Annotated in this window: 1 protein-coding gene; it reads left to right on the top strand. The window is 53.6% G+C overall.

The window, feature by feature from the left end; translation table 11 throughout:
* The first annotated feature begins 95 nt into the window (after nt 1-95).
* On the top strand, nt 96-1,043 hold the full coding sequence (locus OKC30_RS21005) for an IS30-like element ISAeca1 family transposase (protein ID WP_012564931.1): 948 nt from the start codon (nt 96-98) through the stop codon (nt 1,041-1,043).
* The last annotated feature ends 38 nt before the right edge of the window (nt 1,044-1,081 follow it).

Here is a 1,081-nt window from a genome sequence, read left to right as displayed (position 1 = left end):
GATAATAAGTGCAATGCCCATGGTGCATAGGAGAGAGGCGGTCAACTACCAGTTAGGGTACGCTTCTTCTCGCCAAAGAAACAAAGCGATACACCATGAAATACCAGCAGTTGACCGAGGGGCTACGATACCAGATTGCCTGCCTCCGTGACCATGGCCTGTCACAGGCCCGCATTGCCAAACAGCTCGGGGTTCATCCATCGACTATCAGTCGTGAGCTTCGTCGTAATTGTGCTGGGCAGGCCTATCAGCCGCAGCAGGCTCACCAACTTGCCACGGCACGACGGCTGACGAGTCAGAAGCGTACTGTCCCGTCTGATACCATCGACTTTGTTTGCATGGCGCTGGTCGCGGACTGGAGTCCCGAGCAAATCAGTGGCGTTGGAGACATGATTAACTGCCCGGTTAGCCACGAGTGGATATACCGCTATGTGGCACGCGACAAGGCCAACGGTGGCACGCTATACCGGCATCTGCGTCAGGGTCACAAACGCTATCGCAAGGGTAAGAACAGCAAACGCAGTGTCATTCCCAATCCGGTATCGATTGATGAACGCCCTGCGATAGTCAATGAGCGGAGCCGTGTGGGAGATTGGGAAGTCGATACCGTGTTGGGTAAGCAAGGCAGCGGTGCAATAGTGAGTCTGTTGGAGCGTAAGAGCCGGCTCTACCTGGTTCAATACGTTCCCAGCAAAACAGCCAGCGCGGTGGCGGACACCATTATCAGCATGCTGAAACCCTACCAGGCACATGTCCATACCATCACAGCTGACAATGGTAGCGAGTTTGTCGAACATGAACGTGTTGCAGCAGAGCTGGAAGCGCAGGTGTACTTTGCGCATCCATACAGTGCATGGGAACGGGGACAGAATGAGAATAGCAATGGTCTGCTGCGGCAATATGTGCCCAAAGGCAGTGATTTGAGTGTGGTGACAGCAGAGGCACTGTCAGCCGTCGAAAAGCGGCTGAACTTCAGGCCGCGCAAATGCTTGGGATTTAAACAGCCACAGGTGGTTTTTGACGAACTTCTGAAAGCAGCCTGATTTTTAATCGGGAATTGCACTTCGAAGTTGAATTCGCG

Source organism: Aeromonas sp. QDB18 (assembly GCF_027705325.1).
Lineage (GTDB): Bacteria > Pseudomonadota > Gammaproteobacteria > Enterobacterales > Aeromonadaceae > Aeromonas > Aeromonas caviae.
This window is presented reverse-complemented; position numbering and strand designations above follow the sequence as displayed.